Origin of the sequence: Pseudomonas sp. JV414, from assembly GCF_032424305.1 — a bacterium.
Classification (GTDB): Bacteria; Pseudomonadota; Gammaproteobacteria; order Pseudomonadales; family Pseudomonadaceae; genus Aquipseudomonas; species Aquipseudomonas lini.
The window spans coordinates 630,194-647,619 of sequence record NZ_VYKC01000002.1 but is presented as its reverse complement, the minus strand read 5'-3'; the positions used below and the strand labels follow the sequence as shown (position 1 = coordinate 647,619).

The 17,426-nt window shown below is 59.2% G+C and carries 15 protein-coding genes; 4 read left to right on the top strand and 11 right to left on the bottom strand.

Translation table 11 applies throughout. The features are described 5' to 3' along the window. Nucleotides 1-11: 11 nt before the first annotated feature. On the top strand, nucleotides 12-2,123 hold the full coding sequence (locus tag F6R97_RS03840) for a PAS domain-containing sensor histidine kinase (RefSeq protein ID WP_048392703.1): 2,112 nt from the start codon (nucleotides 12-14) through the stop codon (nucleotides 2,121-2,123). 172 nt (nucleotides 2,124-2,295) lie between these two features. Here the strand turns inward: F6R97_RS03840 and F6R97_RS03835 are convergent, their stop codons facing one another. Continuing rightward, on the bottom strand, nucleotides 2,296-2,817 hold the full coding sequence (locus tag F6R97_RS03835) for a DUF4142 domain-containing protein (RefSeq protein WP_038982916.1): 522 nt from the start codon (nucleotides 2,815-2,817) through the stop codon (nucleotides 2,296-2,298). Nucleotides 2,818-3,035: 218 nt separating this feature from the next. Here F6R97_RS03835 and F6R97_RS03830 point away from each other — a divergent pair, with 218 nt between their 5' ends. Then, complete coding sequence (locus F6R97_RS03830; protein ID WP_038982918.1) at nucleotides 3,036-3,278, top strand: DUF465 domain-containing protein; 243 nt, start codon at nucleotides 3,036-3,038, stop codon at nucleotides 3,276-3,278. Nucleotides 3,279-3,409: 131 nt separating this feature from the next. On the opposite strand, the gene F6R97_RS03825 is transcribed toward F6R97_RS03830, so the two are convergent. The 7 genes from F6R97_RS03825 to F6R97_RS03795 form a co-directional block, all read right to left on the bottom strand. Continuing rightward, nucleotides 3,410-4,498, bottom strand: a complete 1,089-nt coding sequence (locus tag F6R97_RS03825; protein WP_038982919.1) for an SMP-30/gluconolactonase/LRE family protein — start codon at nucleotides 4,496-4,498, stop codon at nucleotides 3,410-3,412. Continuing rightward, nucleotides 4,495-5,640, bottom strand: a complete 1,146-nt coding sequence (locus F6R97_RS03820; RefSeq protein WP_038982921.1) for an SRPBCC family protein — start codon at nucleotides 5,638-5,640, stop codon at nucleotides 4,495-4,497. The genes F6R97_RS03825 and F6R97_RS03820 overlap by 4 nt, the downstream gene beginning before the upstream one ends. Nucleotides 5,641-5,750: 110 nt before the next feature. Beyond that, a complete protein-coding gene (locus F6R97_RS03815) occupies nucleotides 5,751-6,614 on the bottom strand; it encodes a LysR family transcriptional regulator (protein WP_007898206.1) in 864 nt (287 codons plus the stop codon). A gap of 186 nt (nucleotides 6,615-6,800) precedes the next feature. Beyond that, on the bottom strand, nucleotides 6,801-8,519 hold the full coding sequence (locus tag F6R97_RS03810) for a hydrogenase maturation protein (RefSeq protein WP_315866030.1): 1,719 nt from the start codon (nucleotides 8,517-8,519) through the stop codon (nucleotides 6,801-6,803). A 334-nt stretch (nucleotides 8,520-8,853) separates the two neighbouring features. Next, nucleotides 8,854-10,701, bottom strand: a complete 1,848-nt coding sequence (locus F6R97_RS03805; RefSeq protein ID WP_315866134.1) for an amidohydrolase — start codon at nucleotides 10,699-10,701, stop codon at nucleotides 8,854-8,856. Between the two features lie 304 nt (nucleotides 10,702-11,005). Further along, the gene (locus F6R97_RS03800; protein WP_038982927.1) at nucleotides 11,006-11,320 is read right to left on the bottom strand and encodes an SCP2 sterol-binding domain-containing protein; all 315 of its coding nucleotides are present in this window, start codon (nucleotides 11,318-11,320) and stop codon (nucleotides 11,006-11,008) included. Between the two features lie 64 nt (nucleotides 11,321-11,384). Next, nucleotides 11,385-12,095, bottom strand: a complete 711-nt coding sequence (locus tag F6R97_RS03795; protein WP_048392714.1) for a histidine phosphatase family protein — start codon at nucleotides 12,093-12,095, stop codon at nucleotides 11,385-11,387. A 202-nt stretch (nucleotides 12,096-12,297) separates the two neighbouring features. On the opposite strand from F6R97_RS03795, the gene sohB reads away from it, so the two are divergent. Beyond that, nucleotides 12,298-13,320, top strand: a complete 1,023-nt coding sequence (gene sohB / locus F6R97_RS03790; protein WP_048392716.1) for a protease SohB — start codon at nucleotides 12,298-12,300, stop codon at nucleotides 13,318-13,320. Nucleotides 13,321-13,403: 83 nt separating this feature from the next. Here sohB and F6R97_RS03785 read toward each other — a convergent pair whose 3' ends face one another. After that, complete coding sequence (locus F6R97_RS03785) at nucleotides 13,404-13,898, bottom strand: DUF934 domain-containing protein (protein WP_038982933.1); 495 nt, start codon at nucleotides 13,896-13,898, stop codon at nucleotides 13,404-13,406. After that, a complete protein-coding gene (locus F6R97_RS03780) occupies nucleotides 13,882-15,540 on the bottom strand; it encodes a nitrite/sulfite reductase (protein WP_038982935.1) in 1,659 nt (552 codons plus the stop codon). The genes F6R97_RS03785 and F6R97_RS03780 overlap by 17 nt, the downstream gene beginning before the upstream one ends. 524 nt (nucleotides 15,541-16,064) lie before the next feature. Here F6R97_RS03780 and F6R97_RS03775 point away from each other — a divergent pair. Next, the gene (locus F6R97_RS03775; RefSeq protein ID WP_038982937.1) at nucleotides 16,065-17,150 is read left to right on the top strand and encodes an ABC transporter substrate-binding protein; all 1,086 of its coding nucleotides are present in this window, start codon (nucleotides 16,065-16,067) and stop codon (nucleotides 17,148-17,150) included. 6 nt (nucleotides 17,151-17,156) lie between these two features. Here the strand turns inward: F6R97_RS03775 and F6R97_RS03770 are convergent, their stop codons facing one another. Then, complete coding sequence (locus tag F6R97_RS03770) at nucleotides 17,157-17,378, bottom strand: DUF2970 domain-containing protein (protein ID WP_038982938.1); 222 nt, start codon at nucleotides 17,376-17,378, stop codon at nucleotides 17,157-17,159. Nucleotides 17,379-17,426: the final 48 nt, after the last annotated feature.

Sequence of the window (17,426 nt, the reverse complement as noted above, 5' to 3'; positions counted from 1 at the left end):
TAGGCCAGTCGATGCAGTTTCTAGACAATAGCCACGGATGTACCGGCTGGAGCGGCGAAATGGCCGGACGCATTCGCGCGTTCGACTGGAGCCTGACCGAGCTTGGAAGCATCGATACCTGGCCCGGGAGCCTGTGCAGCGCGGTGCAGTTATTACTCGCCTCACCCCTGCCGATGGTGATGCTGTGGGGGCGGCCCGGTTACATGATCTATAACGATGCCTACTCGAGATTTGCCGGTGGGCGCCATCCTTACCTGCTGGGTTCCCCGGTGGAGTTGGGCTGGCCAGAGGTCGCCGAATTCAATCGGCACGTGGTGGACACCTGCCTTGCGGGCGGTACCTTGTCCTATCACAACAAAGCCCTGGTGCTGTTGCGTGACGGCGTACCCGAAGACGTCTGGATGGATCTTTACTACAGCCCCGTCGCCGATGACGACGGGCACCCCGCCGGGGTCATGGCGATGGTGGTCGATACCACTGACCATGTGATTTCCGAGCGCCGCCGCCAGGAAGCCGAAAGCGCTTATCGCGCCGACAATGAAAGAGTTCGCCTGGCGCTCAATGCCGGGGCTTTGCTCGGCTCATTCGTCTGGGACATCAAGGCTAACGTGCTGTCTGCCGACGAACGCTTCGCCCGCACATTTTCCTACCCGCCCGACCAGGACCTGGCCAACCTGCCACCGCTCATCGCCGAGATGCAGATTCACCCCGACGACCGCAGTTGGGTTCAGGAGCGGATCAACCAATCGGTGGAAACCGGCATACCCTATAACGCCGAATACCGGGTTTTGCGTCCCGATGGCAGTTACCTGTGGGTGCTTGCCAGCGGGTGTTGCGAGTTCGATGAGCAAGGCGAGGCGTTCCGCTTTCCCGGGGTATTGATCGATATCCACGAACGCAAGACCGCCGAAGAGTCCTTGCTCAAATTCACCCGCAACCTGGAGCAGCGAGTCGCCGACGAAGTCGAAGCGCGGCTGGCGGCCGAAGAGCAGTTGCGCCAGTCACAAAAACTCGAAGCTATCGGCGGTCTTACCGGCGGCGTGGCCCATGACTTCAACAACCTGTTGCAGGTCATCGCCGGCAACCTGCATTTGCTGGCGCGTCACGAGCCGGACAACGCCAACGTGCAACGCCGGGTCAGTGCGTCGATTGCCGCAGTCGAGCGCGGTGCCAAACTGTCTTCGCAATTGCTCGCATTCGCCCGTCGTCAGCCTTTGTCGCCGGCGGTCTGCGATCCACGGCAGATCTTCGAAGGCCTGGGGGAATTGTTACAGCGGGCGCTGGGGGAAACCATCCAGATCAAGATGACGGCGCCTGACGATCCCTGGCATTTTTACGTGGACCGCAATCAACTGGAAAACGCCATTCTCAACCTCGCGATCAACGCCCGAGACGCGATGAACGGCGAGGGGACCATTGCCCTGAGCGCCGAGAACATTGCCCTCGACCACAAGTTTTGCGCGGGCAAAGGCATCGTCGCTGGCGACTATGTTTGCGTCGCGGTGGCTGACACGGGTGTCGGCATGCCGCCTCAAGTGCTCGCACAGGCCTTCGAACCATTCTTTACCACCAAGGCTGACGGCCAGGGTACCGGCCTGGGTTTGAGCATGGTGTTCGGTTTCGTCAAACAGAGCGATGGGCATATCGAGATTTCCAGCGTCGTCGGACAGGGCACTCGGGTGCAGCTGTATTTCCCGCGCAGCCTGCGCCCGTTGCCCGGTGAAACAACGCGCCATGATCTGCTGCACCGAGGCGGGCACGAAACCATTCTGGTGGTTGAGGACAATGAAGCAGTGCGTGGCTCGGCGGTGGACTTGTTGTGTGAGGAGGGCTATCAGGTCCTGACTGCGGCCAACGGTGACTTGGCCATGCAGATGTTGCTCGATGGCGTGGCGGTGGACCTGATCTTCACCGATGTGGTCATGCCCGGTCTGATCAAAAGCTCAGACCTGGCCGCTTGGGCCAAGGTGCAGAACCCTCCGGTGGCGGTGCTGTTTACCTCCGGGCACACCCGGGACATTATTTCGCGCAATCACCAACTCAGCTCCGACACTTATCTGCTGAGCAAACCCTATGGCCCTGAAGCACTGTTGAGCATGATCCGCAGCGTGCTGGGTGGTTGATGCTGCGCCTCTGTAGGAGCGAGGCTTGCCCGCGAAGAACGATGACGCGGGGTACCTGATACACCGCGGGGTCTTGTTCGCGGGCAAGCCTCGCTCCTACAAGGGCTAACCGACCGGCATCAAGGCTTACCCGCGATGAGCGATTACCGGGCAAGCCTTGTTCCTGTGGGGCTTATTTGTCGGGATGAGCGGCCTGGAGTTTTTTCGCCATACCCAGGTGTTTTTCCAGCGCCGGCAACATTTTTTGTGCAAAAGCCTTGAGTTCGGTGGCGCCTTTGGTCTTGTCGTCCGTCACTGTGTTGGCTTCTTTTTTGAACCGTTCAATGGCTTCTTCGTGAGCCTTTACCTGATTGTTTGCATAGGCGTTGTCGAAGGATTCATCGCGCCAGTCGAGAATTTTTTCCTTGGCCTGTTTGACCAACGTCGTCGTGTCCGGCACCTCAATGTCATGCTTTTTCGCCAGTGCCGCCAGTTCATCATTGGCTTTGGAATGATCGGTGATCATCATGTTGGCAAACGCCTTGACGTCAGCCGATGAGCTTTTTTCCAGGGCCAATTTGCTGGTTTCGACTTCCGCGATACCACCGGCAGTGGCGTCATCGACGAAGTCATTGGAGTCGGCAGCGAAAGCTGTGCCCATGCTGGTGCTCAAGGCAACGGCCAGGGCGAGGTGACGCAGATTGAATCCGTCCATTGGTCATTCTCCACTCAGGTTTATATGGGCGATCCGGATGATCGTTAATCAATGGAGGCCGGCTTTCGAACAAAGGTTTTATCGCATTTGCGACAGGACGACGAACGGACACCGCTGGTCTGATAGACGGTCGACAGAACAGGGCAAGCGAGGCCATTCTGATAGCTGGTGAGCGCAATCGATCGCGTTTGCTACCGATTAACAAACGGAGGTGTTCCATGCCGGTGACTCATGATCTGTATCAGGATCTGAAACTTTCAAAGGAAGAAATCCAGCAAAAACGCACCAAGGATCCGTTACTGGATTCACTGATCAACAAGTATTCGCAGGCGGACGCCGAGGTGTTGAAGGCCGAGTCCGCACAATCAGATGCGCCCAGCGATGAGGCACTGAAGAAACTCAAAGAGAAGCGCTTGCAAGTGAAGGACAAGATCGTCCAGCAACTTCAGACACGGTCCTGAGGCGTTATGTCGAGTCCCGATGACCAGTGACTGAACAATTCAAGATCAAAAGATCGCAGCCTTCGGCAGCTCCTACGCCGGCCCAATGTAGGAGCTGCCGAAGGCTGCGATCTTTTTTTGGCTGCCACGCCCTATTTTAATGCCGTACTCAACGGCAACCGCGCCATGTGCCGCGCTTTCAGCGACCCCAGATACAACCAGTCCCCATACTCGCGCACGGTGGTGATGGGTGAGTAGTTGCCGCTGCTGGCGTCCTGCAGATTGGCAATCACTTTGCCGTGGAGGTCCAGGCCGAGGGCGAAGGCGCGGTTCTCCACCGGAATGGGCAGGACCGTCATCGCGCGCACGATCATCTTGCGTACCAGAGGGTAGGGCGCCGTGGCGTCGAGCAGCGCATTGCGCGGTGCATACAGCGCCACCCAGAAACGGTCGCGACCATTGAATGCCAGGTTGTCCGGCAGCCCCGGCAAATTGTCGATGAACAGATCGTGGGTCCCGGCTTTCGGTCCGGTCAGCCAATAGCGGCTGATGCGATAGGCGCCGGTTTCGTTGACCAGCACAAACGCATCGTCAGGCCCCAGGGTCACGCCGTTGGCGAACTCCAGCTTATCCAGCAAGACCGTCGTCGTGCCGGTCTGGAAGTCATAACGCAGCAAGCGACCGTCGCCGCCGTGCTCGATGATCGCCTCGCCATCCTTGCCGTAACCCCAGCGGCTGGAAGCATCGCTGAAATAGGCGTAATGCCCGGCCTTGTCGATGGTCACGTCATCGGTAAAACCGAAGGGCACGTTGTTGGCCGTGGTGCTCAATGCAATCAACCGGCCTTGAGCATCGAGCGACAGCAAACCTTTGACCCCATCGGCGATCACCAGCAAACCATTGGGGTGTCGCGCCAGGCCCAATGGCCTGCCACCGGTATCGGCCAGCACCTTGGTGGTTTTGCCGTCGAGGCTGGTGCGAATCAACCGACCGTCATGCAGGCCGGTGATGAGGACGTCTTCCTCCAGCAGCAACGCCTCTGGACCGTCGATGTCAGCGGCGCCGACACGTTCCACGCCTTTGAGGCGCTGATTGTCTGTGTAGATGCCATCGATGAGGGAGGGCGCCGGTGACGGTGTCCAGGCGATCGGCTGGACTTTGGTGGGTAATAACAACAGGAAGCCGCCAACCACAATGATCAACAGCAACAATAAATGGCGAAATTTGAAAGTTCTTTTCACGCGGTGACTCCTGTCGAGGCCAGATGTTTTTGCGCCATCTCGCGTAATGCCAGCATCGATTGCGCTGATTCACGCTCGATGCGCCGCTTGAGCAACAATCGATTGGCGATGCGCATTCCTACACCGCTGAAGCAATATTCCAGGGTGCGGACAAACCGCGTGCCGTCTCCAAAAGCCTCGCACTCGTAAGTCACCACCAGCGACAGTCCATGATCGCCCCAAGCCCGAGCGCTCCAGCGGCGACCGGGCAGGTATTCGTCGACCTCCCAGCGCAAATGCCCCTCACGCCCGCCGGCCCGAATGTCTTCCTCGAACCGCGCACCGGCATACAGCGGGCCGCTCTGGCCATCGACCTTGAGGGAGGACGGATGCCACTCCGGCCAACGTGTCGCGGTGCTGGCGTAGGCGAGCACGGCGAGCGGATTTCCAGCGATGTCGACTGAGTGCTGCAGACGGGTCATGGGCGCTCTCGTCAGGTGCAGAGGCGCTTGCTCCGGTTCCCAGTACAAGGTGCCGAACAGGTAGTCCATCAGCGGAAACACGATATTGAAATTGCGCTCCTGCATCAGCTCGCGGCGATGGTGCAATGCGTGCAGACGGCGCATCTGGCGGATCCATGGCAGACGTGTCAGCGGGTTGCCGGGTGGTAGATGTTCGCAGGCATGGAACACTTCATAAGTCAGGTAGCCGAGGACCATACAGCCGCTAAACAGCCCTGCGACGTTGCCGTTGATCTGAGCCAACAGCCACCAGGCGGGCGTGGTGATGACGAGGGTATGCAACACGATCAGCCAGGCCGGAAACAGAATCACCCGCCAGTCCCGGGCGCTGTCGTAGGTCATGTGGCTGGGGGTGAAAAAGCTGTGATGGTCACCGGCGTGACGGGCGTAGAACATTCGCGCCAAGCGTTTTTTGTGGTGCCCCAGATGCCGATGTACGACATAGACACCGAAGTTGAAGAACAACAGGGTCAGCGGCACCGTCAGCCATTCCAGGGGGTGTACCTGATGCACGGTGCTCCAGAACGCGCCGATGGCCAGCAAACCGAACAGCAACACAAAGGCGCCATGCAGCCAGGGGTTGTAGAGCGGATGAATATCGGCACGGTAGCGCGCGCGGAATGCTTCGGTGGTCTGCCTCACTGCGTTCACCTGTGGTTATTGTTATAACCAGCAGATTAGTCGATCCCGCCGCAGAGGCTGGCCCAACCTTGAGGACACATGCGCCATGCTCCGGTGCAAGACGCCTGGCGTCAGGTCAAGGGGTTCCAGCGCTGGGACCAGTCGTCGTCCGTCTTGATCACTTCGCGCAGCAAATCGAAGGCTCGTTGCAGGGTCGCCGAGTCACGGTCCCGGGAGTAGACCAGGTAGGTCGGGTAGCTGAACTCCGGGGCTTTGGGCACTGGCTCCAGCACGCCGCTTTCCAGGTAGCTCTGGACCACGCGGGTGCGGAAATAGCCGCTGCCGCCGTTTTCCAGAATGTATTGCAAGGCCAGCGGTCCGAGGTTGAAGCTCAAGGCCGCCTTGGCTTTTTCTGGCAGTGCGGCATCGTGCTGACGACGGAAGTCCGGGCCCCAGTCGATATACACGTAAGGATCGGGCTGTCCGGCCAGGCGTACCAGGATGAGTTTTTCTTCCAGCACCTGCTCGACTTGCAGGCGTGGCCAGTACTCGGGCTGATAGACCAGCGCCGCATCCAGCACCCCCAGCTCCAGTTGGCGCAGGAGGTTTTCGCCGTCACGGATTTCCATGCGCAAAGCGTGGCTGGGAATTTTCTCGCGCAGCTCGCCGGCCCAACTGAGCATCAACGGGTTGCACAGACTGACTTCGCCACCGATGTGTAGCACGTCGCGGTAGCCCTCGGGCAGCGGCAAGTCCCGGCGCGCCGCTTCCCAGGTCTGCACCAGTTGATTGGCGTAAACCACAAAGGCCTCACCGTTCGGCGTCAGGCGCGCCCCGGCGCGGTTGCGCACGAACAGCGTGCTGCCGAGCTGACTTTCGAGCTTCTGCACGCGGGCAGTGATCGCGGTCTGGGTGACGTGCAACTTTTCAGCCGCCGCGGCCAGGCTGCCGTGGCGGACGATTTCCAGAAAGGTGCGGGCGAGGTCGATGTCCATGGGCTGGCCGATGTGGGAGGTGCGGGCATTGTAAGAGCAGCATTTGTCTTCCGATACCGCGTTATCGTTCTTCGCGAGCAAGCCCGCTCCCACATTCGATCTGCGATGTTACAAATATCTATGCCCAACACCCATTCAATGTGGGAGCGGGCTTGCTCGCGAAGAGGTCCTGTCAGGCACCGCGAATCAATCGGCCAATTCGACTTCCTGAACAGTCGCCCACTGCGCCACCAACCGCTGCGGCGTGCCACACGCCTTGCGCTTGAACACAAAATTTCGGCACTTTTCGGCAAACTGTTTGCGGTTCTGCACCATGTCCAGCTGCATCTCTTCCAGCTCGGCATTGCGACAGTGCTGCATCAGTTGATTATCGAGCTGGCTTTTACGCTCGCGCACCGCCTGATAAGCCGGATCACTCAACGCACCATTGGCCCGCTGTAACAACCACAGGCCAAACTCGTCGAGGCAGCGCGGGCCGATTTCCTGGACCATGCCCAGTTGCAAGGCCTGGGTGGCGCTGATCGGCAGGCAATCTTCCGTGAGTTTTTCCGCCATTGCCTGGCCGACAGCGCGAGGCAGGCTGTAGGTCCAGTACTCGGAACCGTACAGGCCCATGGTTTTGTAATGGGGATTGAGCACGATGTCGGATCGGGCGAAGACAATATCGGCAACCAGCGCCAGCATCACGCCGCCAGCTCCGGCGTTGCCGGTCAAGCCGCTGATCACCAGTTGCCGGGCGCTGAGCAACTCCTGGCAGACGTCATCAATCGCCTGAATATTGGCCCAGGCTTCCAGCCCCGGAACCGCTGCGGCCTGGATCACGTTGAGGTGCACGCCGTTGGAGAAACTGCCGCGTCCACCCTTGATCAGCAGCACTTGGGTATCCCGGGACTTGACCCAGCGCAGAGCTTCCACCAGTCGCTGGCACTGTTCGGTGCTCATCGCGCCGTTGTAAAACTCGAAGGTCAGTTCGCCGACATGGCCTGATTCGCGATAGCGGATCGGTTGATAGGACTCATTGTTGAAGGGCAGGGAAGCGATCGACCAATCAAGGGTCGGCACTTGCGCCAGCTGTTCGGCGAGCACATGCCGGGCCGGACGTTTGAACGTTTCTTCACCGGGCTGGGGTTTGTGTCGCAGCGAGCCGATCCACAGGCTGGTATCACCGGTCGCCACCAGCACCGCATCGTCATGCACCGCGAGAATCTCCCCCGGCGTGCCGTTGCGCGAATCCAGGTGAGCGTCATACAGGTAATACTGACCGCCGGCCAGACTCGCCAATACGCCGGGCTGGCCATCGGCCGCATCGATGCAGCGTTGGATGAAGCGTGAGCTGTCGTGCCAGCTGAAGGATCGGTCAGCTTGCTTCATGTTCGGCTGCAAGCGGCCAATCACATGGCGTTGGCTGTAATCCAAGGGCACCGGAATGAAACCGGCGATGAATTTTTCCACGACTTCGCGGATGCAGGAGATCGCCGCATCGCTGACGCGCCCGTTGTACAACTCGGATTTGCGCAAGCCTTGGGGAAGGTTGAATTCACAGGTGGCCCAGACCGGCCCGGCGTCCAGTTCCTCCACCGCTTGCAACGCTGTCACGCCCCAGCGGCTGAGTTCACGGGTGATCGCCCAGTCCAGTGCACTGGCGCCACGGTCGCCGACGATACCCGGGTGAATGATCACCACGGGACGCTGGCGGTTGCTCCACAACTGTTGCGGTACCCGGTCCTTGAGGAACGGGCAGATCACCAGATCGGCGCCGGAGTGTTCGATCTGCTCGCACACGGTGTCTGCATCGGTGAATAGCACCACGCTGGGCGAGTGGCCGGCCTGACGCAAGTCCAGCCAGGCCCGTTGGGTCAGCCCGTTGAAGGCTGACGCCAGCAGAATGATTTTCAATGACCGCATGATTGACTCTTCCTTGAGAATGACGGGCCAACAGGCTCCCAATGAGCCGTCCGTGGCCTTCGATGGAAGCGTGATGGTAGTGATTGTGCGGTGGGGAACAACTGATCGAGGTCAAGCTTGTGTCAGTGGGTGTTTCATTGGCGGCCGAGCGGCTTATTTCTGTGGGTGAGTGGATCCTGATTTCTTTATTGCTTCAAATGTATGTGGGGAATACTGGGGCTGAAGATCAAAAGATCGCAGCCTGCGGCAGCTCCTACAGGATTTATATTCACCGAAATATTGCGGGTGAACATCAATCCTGTAGGAGCTGCCGCAGGCTGCGATCTTTTCTTTTTCAGAACGCAAAACACGAACAGCCAAACGCCCCCCAGAACCCTTGAAAGTCACTGACCGGCGCCGACGACAACCGCGCCCGCTCATGGCTGTGGGCATGCACCGCGCAAGCGCCCACACACTGGTGCACTTGTGCGGTCAGCGGCGCCAATGGTTTCCAGTGTCCCGGTACATTCACCACGGGCGACCACTCAGGCACCACCGGAATTGGAGGTGGCCCCAGCTTTTCGAACTCGACGCTGCCATGGACGATCTTGCCGTCGACAATGGTCAGCACCGACTCGATCCATTTGATGGCTTCGTCTTCGATGTGAAAGTAGTCCGCCGACAATGCAATCAGATCCGCCAGTTGCCCGACCTTGATCTGGCCTTTCTTGCCTTGTTCGGAGGAAAACCAGGCGCTGCCGTGGGTGAACAGTTCCAGCGCCGTATCGCGGCTCAAGCCTTGCGGGTACAGCGCTAGCCCGCCGACGGTGCGGCCGCTGACCAGCCAGTACAGCGAGGTCCAGGGGTTGTAGCTAGACACGCGCGTGGCATCGGTGCCCGCGCCCACCGGCACACCCTCGGCCAGCATGCGCGCGATCGGGGGTGTCGCTTCGGCTGCTTTCGCGCCGTAACGGTCGACAAAGTACTCGCCCTGGAACGCCATGCGGTCCTGGATGGCGATGCCGCCACCGAGGGCTTTGACCCGTTCAATATTGCGTGGGCTGATGGTTTCGGCGTGATCGAAGAACCACGGCAAACCGTCGAATGGAATATCCCGGTTGACCTTCTCGAACACGTCGAGCATGCGGCTGATGGATTCGTTGTAGGTGGCGTGCAGGCGGAAGGGCCAGCGTTGTTCCACCAGATGCCGCACCACCGGCTCCAGCTCCTGTTCCATGGTTTGCGGCAGGTCGGGGCGGGGTTCGAGGAAGTCTTCGAAATCCGCTGCCGAGAACACCAGCATTTCCCCGGCACCGTTGTGCCGCAGGAAGTCATCGCCCTGACCGTAATGGGAAGTGTTGGTCCAGTTTTTGAAATCGGTCAGCTCTTCCTTGGGTTTTTGAGTGAACAGGTTGTAGGCAATGCGCACCGTGAGTTGTTGGTCCTTGGCCAGTTGCTGAATGACTTGATAATCGTCCGGATAGTTTTGATATCCGCCGCCGGCATCGATGGCGCTGGTGACGCCCAGCCGATTGAGTTCGCGCATGAACTGGCGGGTCGAGTTGACTTGATACTCCAGCGGTAATTTCGGTCCCTTGGCCAGGGTCGAGTAAAGGATCATCGCATTGGGGCGGGCGATCAGCATGCCGGTGGGGTCGCCGTTGGCATCGCGCTGGATCTCACCGCCCGGCGGGTTCGGCGTGTCGCGGGTATAGCCGACCACTTTCAATGCCGCGCGGTTGAGCAGGGCGCGATCATAGAGATGCAGGACGAACACCGGGGTGTCCGGCGCGGCCTTGTTCAGTTCTTCAATCGTTGGCAGACGCTTCTCGGCAAACTGGAATTCGTTCCAGCCACCGACCACTCGCACCCATTGCGGCGTTGGCGTGCGATCGGCCTGATCCTTGAGCATGCGCAAGGCATCGGCCAGGGACGGTACGCCTTCCCAGCGCAGTTCGAGATTGTAATTCAGACCGCCACGGATCAAGTGCAGGTGAGAGTCGTTGAGTCCGGGAATCACCGTTCGGCCATGCAGGTCGATGATCTGGCTGCCGGGGCCTTGCAGCGCCATGGCCTGGGCATCGCTGCCGACCACCACGAAGCGTCCGTCCTTGATCGCGACGGCACTGGCCTGGGGTTTCTTGCGGTCGACGGTGTGCAGGCGTCCGTTGTACAGAATCAGATCGGCCGGGGCATCGGGCATGGTTTTACTCCCTGCGAATAGTGGGCTGACCCAGGCACCGACGGCGCCTGCCGTAAGGCCTTGCAGTACACGGCGACGGTTGAATCCGTCGCGGTCGTCAGGTGGGCTCATGGCAGTGCTCTCCACAAAATTCTTCCAAAAGAAGTGAGGGCAAACAGCCGATGTCTGACGCATACGGCCAGAAGGAATATAGTCGGCAAATCCGCAGGTAGCCGTTTTCCGAGAGCGAAAACGACGAATCCCGCCACGAGGGGCGGGATTCGTTTACAGCCAGACGTGCTCCCGAAGGACGGGAGCGGCGTGCTTAGCTCGGGAACAGCTCGGACAGTTTCATCGCCAGCATCATGTCGCCTTCAGCGCGCAGTTTGCCGCCCATGAACGCTTGCATGCCGTCGGTCGAACCGTCAACGATGCCTTCCAGGGTTTCGCCGTCCATTACCAGAGTGACCTGGGCGTCCGGGTTCTCGCCTTCTTGCAGTTCGCAGGTGCCGTCTTTGACGATCAGCGAGAAGTTCTTGGTGTCGTCGATGCGAAAACCGAATACCAGGTCCAGACCGGCAGCAGCGGCTGGGTTGAACTTGGCTTTCATTGCTTGTACGGCATCAGCTACGGAGGTCATGGTTCGATCCTTTCTTGGGTAATTAGAGCTGGGTGATTACAGCCAGGGTCACAATAATCCGGACTCAGCGAAACGTGATGAGTTCCGGGGCCTTCAGCAGTTGCAGGTGTGCATGACTGTTGAAGGAAGCCAGGGCCACCTCGCGACCACGAAACTTAAGCAGGTTGAGCGAGGTGTTGACGATTTGCCAGTTCAGTTCAAAGGCCTGCTTTGCGGGCATTTGCGTAATCAGGTGGAGCAGGGCAGTGATGGTGCCGCCGGAGGTGAACACGGCGATTTTCTGGGTATTGTCGGCGTGTTCGAGCAATCGATGCAGACCGGCCTGCACGCGTTCGACGAAACCCAGCCAGCTCTCCAGGCCCGGTGTGTCGTAGGTGCCGGCGAGCCAGCGCTCGATGATCAAGGCAAAGATGCGTTGGAATTCAGCACGGTTTTGTGCGGCGTTGCGCAGGATATCCAGCGCTTGGGGCTCGTCATCCAACATGGCCGGCAGCAGGGCGCGGATCACCGCATCGGCGTCGAATTCGTTGAAGGCGGAATCGATTTCCAGCACCGGCACCGGCATCCCGACGGCGGCGAATTGTTCCAGCGCGCTGTTGGCAGTGTGTTGCTGGCGGCGCAGGTCACCCGACAGGCAGCGATCGAAGCTGACACCGAGTTCAGCCAGGTGCTGGCCGAGGAGTTCTGCCTGGCGAATACCGGTCGGCGACAGGACGTCATAGTCGTCTGCACCGAAGGAGGCCTGGCCATGTCGAATCAAGTAGATGCTGCCCACGTCCGCGTCATCCCGGTACGTTGAAGGTTTGGCGAGGTTATGAGGATGGCGGTGAGCTGTCAATGAAAAAACATACGCTTGTTTGAAATGCCCGTTACAGGCTTGTTGCCAGAGGTTTCACGGCTGGTCGTCAGGCTGGCGGATGGGTATGCTGGAGGTATCCCGCGCGTGTTTAACCCGCGCATTGATTGAAGGAGTCCCTGTGGAGCTTTTGTTCGAATACGCCATTTTTCTGGCCAAGACCGTGACTCTGGTGATCGCCATTCTGGTGGTCCTGGCCAGTTTTGCGGCGTTGCGCAGCAAAGGTCGACGCAAGTCGGCCGGGCAGCTGCAAGTCAGCAAACTCAATGATTTCTACAAAGGGCTGCGCGAACGCCTGGAGCAAACCTTGCTCGACAAGGATCAGCTCAAGGCCCTGCGCAAGTCCCAGGCTAAAACCGAGAAAAAGCAAAAGAAGACACCCGAGGCCAAACCGCGGGTGTTTGTGCTGGATTTCGACGGTGACATCAAGGCGTCGGCCACTGAGAGCCTGCGCCACGAAATCACCGCGCTGCTGACCCTCGCCACGCCAAAGGACGAGGTGGTGCTGCGCCTGGAAAGCGGCGGCGGCATGGTTCATAGCTATGGCTTGGCGTCTTCGCAACTGGCGCGGATTCGTGAAGCCGGCGTGCCCTTGACCGTGTGCATCGACAAGGTCGCGGCCAGCGGCGGCTACATGATGGCGTGCATCGGCGAGAAGATTATCAGTGCGCCGTTCGCGATCCTCGGCTCGATCGGCGTGGTGGCGCAGTTGCCCAACGTCAATCGTCTGTTGAAAAAACACGACATCGACTTCGAAGTACTGACGGCCGGCGAGTACAAGCGCACCCTGACAGTGTTTGGCGAAAACACCGAGAAGGGCCGGGAGAAATTCCAGGAAGACCTGGACATCACCCATCAGCTGTTCAAGAACTTCGTTTCGCGCTATCGCCCGCAACTGGCCATTGATGACGTGGCCACCGGGGAAATCTGGCTAGGCGTCTCGGCCTTGGACAAGCAACTGGTGGATGAGCTCAAGACCAGCGATGAATACCTTGCCGAACGAGCCAAGCAGTCCGAGCTCTATCACTTGCATTACGCCGAACGCAAAAGCCTGCAGGAGCGCATCGGTATTGCGGCCAGCGGTTCGGTTGATCGCGTGCTGCTGAACTGGTGGAACCGGTTGACCCAGCAACGCTTCTGGTAAGCCCCCTCGCGTAATCGCTTACGCCGGACACAAAAAAGCCCTGAACCGGATTTTCGATTCAGGGCTTTTTGTTGTACGCGTACTTAGCGGCGACGGAACAGCGGCAGCGGTTCGTCGGTAGCAGCCTGATAGGTCACAGAGAAGTCCTTGAGACCTTCCAGAGCTTCGTACGGGTCTTTATCGGCGCGGATCGCAAAGGCGTCGAAACCGCAGCGGTGCAGGTAGAACAGCTGGTCGCGCAGCACATCGCCGATCGCCCGCAATTCGCCTTTGAAACCATAACGGTCACGCAGCAGACGGGCGTTGGAGTAGTTGCGACCATCAGTGAAGGCTGGGAAATTCAGGGCGATCACCTGGAAATTTTCCACGTCGTCACCGATTTCTTCCGCTTCTTCATCGGCATCCAGCCATACGCCCAGGCCGCCATCGCGGGCCTTGAGCATGCGGCTGTGCTCGCGCCACAGCTGCAACGGGACGATCAGGTCGTCGCAGTTGCTGATCTCGTCGATGTTGAAGTCCTTGGGCAACAAGTGCCAGGTTTCGTCGACGACTTCGTTGTTCTTAATTATTCGCTGCATAGACGCGCTCCTTGAAGAGGTCGATGCCGATACGCTGATAGGTGTCGATAAAGCGCTCGTCTTCGGTACGTTGTTCGATGTACACGTCAATCAGCTTTTCGATCACGTCAGGCATGGCTTCCTGTGCGAAAGACGGGCCGAGGATTTTGCCCAGGCTCGCATCGCGACTGGCGCTGCCACCCAGGGACACCTGGTAGAACTCTTCGCCTTTCTTGTCCACCCCGAGGATGCCGATGTGGCCGACGTGGTGGTGACCACAGGCGTTCATGCAGCCGGAGATGTTCAGGTCCAGCTCGCCAATGTCGAACAGGTAGTCCAGGTCGTCGAAACGGCGCTGGATCGATTCGGCGATCGGGATCGATTTGGCGTTGGCCAAGGAGCAGAAATCGCCGCCCGGGCAGCAGATGATGTCGGTCAGCAAGCCGATGTTCGGCGTGGCGAAACCTTGCTCGCGCAACTCGCCCCACAGGGCGAACAATTGGCTCTGCTCGACATCGGCCAGAATGATGTTCTGCTCGTGGGAGGTGCGCAGCTGACCGAAGCTGTAACGATCGGCGAGGTCGGCAACGGCATCGAGCTGCTTGTCGGTGATGTCGCCCGGCGCAACGCCAGTCGGCTTCAGGGACAGGGTCACGGCCACATAACCCGGCTTCTTGTGGGCCAGGGTATTGCGGGTGCGCCAGCGCGCGAAGCCCGGGTGTTCTTTATCGAGCTCGGCCAACGCCAAGGTCTGGTTGTCCAGAGCCTTGTAGTCCGGATCGACAAAGTGTTTGGCCACGCGATGCACTTCGGCGTCGGTCAACGTGGTCTGGCCACCGCGAAGGTGTTCCATTTCCGCGTCGACTTTCTGCGCGAACACTTCAGGCGTCAGGGCCTTGACCAGAATCTTGATCCGCGCCTTGTACTTGTTGTCGCGACGGCCGTAGCGGTTGTACACCCGCAGGATGGCGTCGAGGTAGCTCAACAGGTCCTGCCATGGCAGGAATTCGTTGATGAACGCGCCCACCACCGGCGTACGGCCCAAGCCACCACCGACCAGCACACGGAAACCCAGTTCGCCCGCGGCGTTGTGCACCGGCTCAAGGCCGATGTCATGGACTTCAATGGCCGCACGGTCGGACGTCGAACCGTTGATGGCGATTTTGAACTTGCGCGGTAAATAAGCGAATTCCGGGTGGAAAGTAGTCCATTGGCGCACAATTTCGCACCACGGACGCGGGTCGATCAACTCATCGGCCGCGACACCGGCGAACTGGTCGGTGGTGACGTTGCGCAGGCAGTTGCCGCTGGTCTGGATCGCATGCATCTGCACGGTCGCCAGTTCAGCCAGGATGTCCGGGATGTCTTCCAGGGCCGGCCAGTTGAACTGCACGTTCTGCCGGGTACTGATGTGGGCGTAGCCCTTGTCATAGTCGCGGGCAACTTTGGCCATCATTCGCGTCTGGCGCGAAGTCAGTTGGCCATAAGGCACCGCCACACGCAGCATCGGCGCGAAGCGCTGGATATAAAGGCCATTTTGCAGGCGCAGGGGGCGGAATTCTTCTTCGCTCAGCTCGCCTGCCAGATAGCGTCGGGTCTGATCACGGAACTGCTTGACGCGGTCCTCGATGATCCGCTGATCGTACTCGTCGTATACGTACATATAAGTCCTGTTCTCAGGCTTGGGCCGGTCGGATCCAGTTGCGTTTTTCGCTTGCTGACGTCTCCGATACTGCCTCGGCAATTCTGCGCGCACGGCCGCGCACTCCCAACGGAGCGGAGGCAAGATACCAGTTTGCAGTTATGCGCAAAAGTGATGTTTGAGTATATGTAAAGAACCAAAACGACTAATGAAACTCACGGGAGCAAAACCCACATTTGTGGTGCGGGCAATCATCGTCTTAACTGTGCTCGAGTCTTTATGCAATCACCGATAAAACCGACAAGAGGCGATGCAATGAGCAACCCAACCAAAGCAGGGAAAAGCGATAGCACGGTCGATGCTTGGGCGATTTTGTTCCTGATCATCCTGGTCGTGGGAACGGCAGTGTTCTGGGTCAGCCATCAATAAACGACCCCGTCCGGGCCCGGCGCCGACGATTGTCGGACAAAATCCGGAATAAGCACCGTTCCAGGGAACTTCGCTGGCTATAATGCGCAGCGGATTTTCGGGGGCTCGGACGTTTAATGTTGAAGTTCTTTTGTGGGGTAGTGCTGGCGCTTGGTACGGTCTTGGGACCGTGCGCCCAGGCCGCGTCGGTATTGTTCCTCAATCCCGGGACCTCCCAAGAGGTCTTCTGGGTCAGTTACTCGCAGTTCATGCAGGCCGCCGCCAAGGACCTGGGCATGGATTTGCACATCCAGTATTCCGAGCGAAACGCTGAAACCACACTCAAACAGGCCCGCGAAGCCCTGCAAGGGCCGAATCGGCCGGACTATCTGGTGTTCGTCAACGAACTGTATGTCGCGCCCGAAATCTTGCGCCTGGCTCAAGGCAGCGGTGTGAAACTGTTTTTGGTCAACAACGGCCTGACCGCAGACCAGATGCGCCTGCTCGGCGCCCAGCCGGACAAGTATCCCGACTGGTTGGGCAGCCTGGTGCCCAACAATGAGGAGGGCGGCTACTTGATGCTCAAGGAGCTGATTCGCCTGCATCGCCCGGTCGCACCCGGTCAGATCATTGATCTCGTGGCCTTTTCCGGCCTGAAAATCACGCCAGCCGCGCAACAGCGTGAGCAGGGCATGATGCGCGCATTGGCCGAACACCCTGAAGTGCGGTTGCGCCAGTTGGTCTACGGCGGCTGGACCCGCGAGCGCGCCTATGAACAGGCCAGGTTATTGTTCAAGCGTTATCCGCAAACGTCGCTGGTCTGGTCGGCCAACGATGAAATGGCCTTTGGCGCCATGCAGGCTCACGCCGAAACGGGCGGCCAACCCGGCAAGGACGTACTGTTTAGCGCCGTCAACAATTCACCGACCGCGTTACAGGCGCTGTTGGAAGGGCGGTTGAGTGTGCTGTTGGGCGGGCACTTCACTCTGGGTGGTTGGGCCCTGGTGCAACTGCATGACTATGACCAGGGGGTGGATGTCAGCCAGTACGGCGGGCGCGACCGGCAAATTTCGTTGTTGCAGCTGATCGATCACGCACAAGCCAAGCGATTGCTGGCGTTGAGTGCTACTCAGGACTACGGCGTGGATTTCCAGAAACTCTCGGCCAAGGGCCGACCCACGTCGTATCGCTACCCGTTCAGCTTGCAAGCCCTGATGCACTGAGCCGGTTCAGATACCCGCCAGGTGCACCACCAGTTTGACGATGCCAAACAGCGTCAACGCGAACACTGCCGTGAACAGAATCCCCAGAATCACGAAATGACTTGGCTTGCCGTGGGTGAAATCCCGGGCCCGGTTCTTCCCGCTCTGCACCCCGAACGCCGCCGCCATGACGCTGTGCAGCATCTGCCAGAAGGTCGGCGGTTTGTTGTTGTCGACTGGATCGTCCATAAATCCCTCGTCATCAATGCATGAGAGGTAAGCATAGACAATACACCC